The sequence below is a fragment of the Peptostreptococcus sp. genome (genome assembly GCF_977045075.1).
Window position 1 is genome coordinate 1 of sequence record NZ_CDRRTB010000100.1, and the last position, 5,148, is coordinate 5,148.

The window sequence follows — 5,148 nt, forward strand, 5'->3', positions numbered from 1 at the left end:
GGTAAGACTAAGGTGCTGACGACGAGGATTGCCTACCTAGTGGAGGACAAGCAGGTTTTGCCGGCCAATATCCTGGCTATAACCTTTACCAATAAGGCAGCCAATGAGATGAGGGAGAGGGTTGAAAATATAATAGGAGAAAACTCCAGGGAAATGTGGATATCTACCTTCCATTCCTGCTGTGTGAGGATACTTAGGAAGGATATAAATAAGATAGGCTACAACAGGAGCTTTGTTATATATGATGCTTCAGACCAGCTAACCCTGGTAAAAGACTGCTTGAAGGAATTGAATTTAGACGATAAGAAGTTTGAGCCAAAGTCTATAATTTCATATATATCATCAGCCAAGGACAAGCTACAGGGTCCAAAGGAGTTTGCAAGAGAGGCTGAGGGTGATATTTGGCTATCAAAAATTGCGGAGGTATATGCCATATATCAGGATAGGCTTTTGAGGAATAGTGCCCTGGATTTTGACGACCTTATAGTTAAGACTGTAGAACTACTCCAGTCAAGTGAGGATGTCCTAAATTTCTATAGGGGCAAGTTCAAGTATATAATGGTTGATGAGTACCAGGATACATCAAGGGCCCAGTACCAGCTAATCAAGATGCTGGCCCAGGGTCACCAGAACATATGCGTGGTTGGTGATGATGACCAGAGTATATATGGCTGGCGAGGGGCAGATATAAGGAACATATTAGAGTTTGAAAAGGACTATGATGATGTATTTGTGGTCAAGTTGGAGCAGAACTACAGGTCTACCCAGCTAATACTGGATACTGCCAACCACCTGATAGCCAACAATGTAGAGAGAAAGAAAAAGAGGCTGTGGAGTGATAAAAAGGAAGGACAGCCAGTCAAGATAAAGCTACTTAGGAACGAGGTTGAAGAGGCCAGCTATGTGGCCGAGGAAATCTACAACCATTCTATGGAGACCGGTAGACCATTTGAAGATTATGCAGTCCTATACAGGGCCAATGCCCAGGCCAGGGCCATAGAGGATGCCCTAAATAGGTTCCAAATACCATACAGTATCTATGGTGGAACTAAGTTCTACGAGAGAAAGGAAATTAAGGACCTCTTAGCCTACCTAAGGATAATAGTTAACCCACAGGATGATATATCTGTAAAGAGGGTGATAAATGTTCCTAGGAGGGGGATAGGTCTTAGGACAATAGAAAAGCTAGAGGATAGGGCCAGCCTTATGAAGGAGAGCATCTATTCGGTCATTTTGGATGTAGACAATAATTCAGATATATCTACCAAGGCCAAGAAGAGCATCAATGAGTTTTTGGATCTGATCAGTATCTTCAGGACCTTTGTAGATGCCTATTCACCAAGTCAGTTGGTTGAAAAGGTCCTTGATATGACGGGTTACATCCACGAGCTAGAAGAGGTAGTGGCCAAGAACCAGAACCTACAAAACGGCAAGGCTGAGGATGCCCAAGATAGGATAGACAACCTTAAAGAGTTTATATCCATAGCCCTAGAATATGAAAACTCAGACCTAAATAACGAGGAGGAAAAGAACCTTGAAAACTTCCTGGCTACTATTTCCCTATCTAGTGATATGGCTGAAGAGGAAGAAGAGGGCTTATCTAAGGTATCCATGATGACCATGCACTCATCTAAGGGACTGGAATTTCCAGTGGTATTTATAGTTGGTATGGAGGAGAATATCTTCCCTATAGCTAGGGCTATCTCATCAATGTCTGATTCGGACATAGAGGAGGAACGCAGGCTTTGCTATGTTGGCATTACAAGGGCCATGCGTGTACTTTACCTAACATATGTTGCTACTAGGACCCTTTATGGTAAGACGTCTGTAAATATGCGGTCAAGATTTTTGGCAGAGCTACCAGAGGAGACTACAGAGGTATTGGATTCGCCAGTCAAGGTCAACAAGTATGACCATGCCGACTATAGTCTACTCCATAATTATGCAGAGAAGTACAAAAAGCAGATGAATGTGGATAATATAAAGAAGATTGCTAGGAGTGCTAGGCTAAGTGAATTAGATGCAGGTGTGGGCCAGGAGCCTTCTAATGAGGCAAGTGATGTGTCAAATATTGGTGGTGAAGGCAAGGGCTACGATTCCTATGATGCAGATAGCATACCAAAACTTAAGATAGGCTCCATAGTAGACCACCCTAAGTTCGGTGAGGGGTCTATAATCTCAAAGGCTGGAGCTGAGGTTACTATAGCCTTTAAGATAAAGGGAGTCAAGAAAATTAATCTTGAATATACTAATATCAAGGTTTTAAAATACTAAGTTACCAGCTATCCTATATAAGTGAAGAAAGGAACCAGATATGTTGAATGATAATTCATTTGAGCTAGGCCAGGACCTAGTCGATTATATAAATGATAGTCCTACCATGTACAATGCAGTTGAAAATGTGAGGTTATGGTTGGATGAATACAATTTTGAAAGGCTAGACCTTGCTCAGGAGTGGAAGCTGGTCAAGGGTGGCAAGTACTATCTAGTGGTAAATTCATCTTCCATATTCGCCTTTGTGGTTGCAGGTGATAGGATAGAGAAAGAGGGCTTTAGGATAATAGGTAGCCATACAGACTCACCTGGCTTTAAGCTAAAGCCAAATCCTGAAATCAAGCAGAGACAGTACCTAAAGCTAAATGTTGAGCCCTATGGTGGTATGATTTTGAATACCTGGATGGATAGGCCACTCTCCATGGCAGGTAGGGTCTTTACCAGAAATTTTGAGGATCCATTCAAGCCTATTGAGCATATAATCAAGCTTGATAGGCCTATATGTATGATACCAAATTTGGCTATTCATATGAATAGGTCTATAAATGACGGCTATGCCTATAACAAGCAGGATGATATGACTCCTATTGTACTAGAGTCATATGAAGGGGATGAAAAGGACTATATTAGGTCCCTAATCCTTAGGGAGATAAATATGTCAGGCAAGGAAAAAGTATCTCTTGAGGATATTTTAGACTATGATTTGTACCTGTATGAGTATGAAAAGGGTAGCTTGGTAGGAGACGAGAAGGAGTATATATCCTGTGGTAGGCTAGACAACCTAGCCTCTGTCCATGCCAGTATATCAGCCCTTTTATATAGCGGTAGTTCAGCTAGGAGTATTTGCAATGAGGACATAGATATCAGTTCATTTAGAAATGTTATGTCTATAAATGATGCTGGTATGGACCAGTCATCTCAAGAAAAGGCTAGGTTTGAAGGAGTTAAATTAGTTGCAGCCTTTAACAATGAAGAGGTTGGCAGTCAGACTAGGCAGGGGGCTGATTCCCAGTTATTGATTAATATTCTGGAGAGGATAGCCCTAGGGTTAGGAAAGACTAAGTCTCAGCTACTTAGGTCCTATGAATCATCCTTTATGATATCAGCAGACCTTGCCCATGCAGTCCATCCTAATAAGTCGGCCCTGGCAGATCCTACAAATAGACCAGTTTTTGCAGGTGGTCCAACTATCAAGTCCCATGCAGGTCAGGCATATGCGAGTGATGCCTATTCTGTGGCAGTCTACAAGGACATATGCGATAGGAATGGTATTAAGTACCAGACCTTTGCAAACAGGTCAGACAAGGCCAGTGGGTCTACAATAGGTTCGATTACTGCATCCTACCTACCTATAGCCATAGTAGATGTGGGCATGCCTATTTTGGCCATGCACTCGATCAGGGAGCTGGGCCATATAGATGACTATAGGTCCTACTATGAAAGTTTTTATAGGTTTTTTGACCTATAATGAAATATAGACAGGCATCTAGGTATGGTATAGGACTAGGATATATAATATAGCCTATATTATCCAGTCTGGATTTACCATTGATATTGAGGCGAATTTATATTAAATTTTGAGATTTTCCTATTAAAAAAACTAGTCCAGAGCCTTGTGGCCTGGACTAGTCTTATATTTAAGATATTTTATTTGACTATACTGTTTCTGGTTCTGGATAATCAACACCAAATGTGTCGACAGTAACCTTCTTGATTTTCTGGTCAACTACTGGCTTGTCACCGAAAGTAGTTTCTGTTCCAGCTATTTCATCTACTATATCCATTCCTTCTACAACCCTACCAAAGCCGGCATACTGGCCATCTAGGTGAGGAGAGTTCTGGTGCATGATAAAGAACTGAGATCCTGCTGAGTTAGGATTCATAGCCCTAGCCATAGATAGGACACCTCTTTCATGCTTTAGGTTGTTAGTGAAGCCATTCATTGTGAATTCACCGGCTATTGTATAGCCAGGTCCACCCATGCCTGATCCCTGAGGGCATCCACCCTGGATCATGAAGCCATTTATTACCCTATGGAAAATTAGGCCGTCATAGTAACCCTTCTTTATTAGTGAGATAAAGTTGTTTACTGAGTTCGGAGCTATATTTGGCAATAGTTCTGCCTTGATTACACCGCCATTTTCCATTTCTATTGTTACTAGTGGATTTTTAATTTCCATTTTACACCTCTTTTTATAATTTTTCTATTTCAGGAGTTAGGTTTGGAACTAACTGCTTCTTTCTAGATACTAGACCCTCTACAAAGGCACCCTGAACTGGTTCTACCTTGAAGGCATTCCTTACTATTTCATCTGGAGACTTGTATAGTAGGTAAGATCCCTCATTGATGATATCTGTGATAGCTAGGTATAGCATATCATAGTCAGTGCTATTGATGTAGTCTAGGTATTCATCCTTTTTGCTTAGGACAGAGTCTATATCAAGAGTCATTACCTGACCAATACCAACCTTCTTGCTTCCCATATCAAAGGCCTTAAAGTCCATATTTACTATTTCTTCTATGCTGTAGCCCTCTAGTGAAGTACCAGCCTTAAACATTTCCATACCATAAGCTTCATAGTCAACACCAGCTATCTTAGATAGGTCCTTACCAGCTGCTATATCATCTTCAGTAGTAGTTGGTGACCTGAATATTAATGTATCAGAAAGAATTGCTGACAACATTAGGCCTGCAATTGGCTTAGTTATTTCTACATCATTTTCCTTGTACATATAGTAAAGGATAGTGTTTGTACATCCAACTGGTCTAAGAGTTACGCTTAGTGGAGCTGGAGTAGCTATTCCACCTAGCTTGTGGTGGTCAACTATTTCTACTATTGTAGCATTTTCTAGTCCGTCAACACTCTGGCCATA

Annotated in this window: 4 protein-coding genes; 2 read left to right on the plus strand and 2 right to left on the minus strand. The window is 41.1% G+C overall.

Translation table 11 applies throughout. The features are described from left to right. Nucleotides 1–2,274: ATP-dependent helicase (locus ACW6OJ_RS07310; RefSeq protein ID WP_456096174.1), on the plus strand; the 2,274-nt coding region annotated here is incomplete at its 5' end. 40 nt (nucleotides 2,275–2,314) lie between these two features. After that, nucleotides 2,315–3,742 (plus strand): M18 family aminopeptidase, encoded by a 1,428-nt coding sequence (locus ACW6OJ_RS07315; RefSeq protein WP_293698826.1) that lies wholly within the window; start codon nucleotides 2,315–2,317, stop codon nucleotides 3,740–3,742. Between the two features lie 187 nt (nucleotides 3,743–3,929). On the opposite strand, the gene ACW6OJ_RS07320 is transcribed toward ACW6OJ_RS07315, so the two are convergent. Together ACW6OJ_RS07320 and ACW6OJ_RS07325 are read right to left on the minus strand one after the other, a co-directional pair. Continuing rightward, a complete protein-coding gene (locus tag ACW6OJ_RS07320) occupies nucleotides 3,930–4,454 on the minus strand; it encodes a peptidylprolyl isomerase (protein WP_293429324.1) in 525 nt (174 codons plus the stop codon). 13 nt (nucleotides 4,455–4,467) lie between these two features. Next, the coding region (locus tag ACW6OJ_RS07325) for a DHH family phosphoesterase (protein ID WP_456096175.1) at nucleotides 4,468–5,148 on the minus strand (681 nt) is incomplete at its 5' end.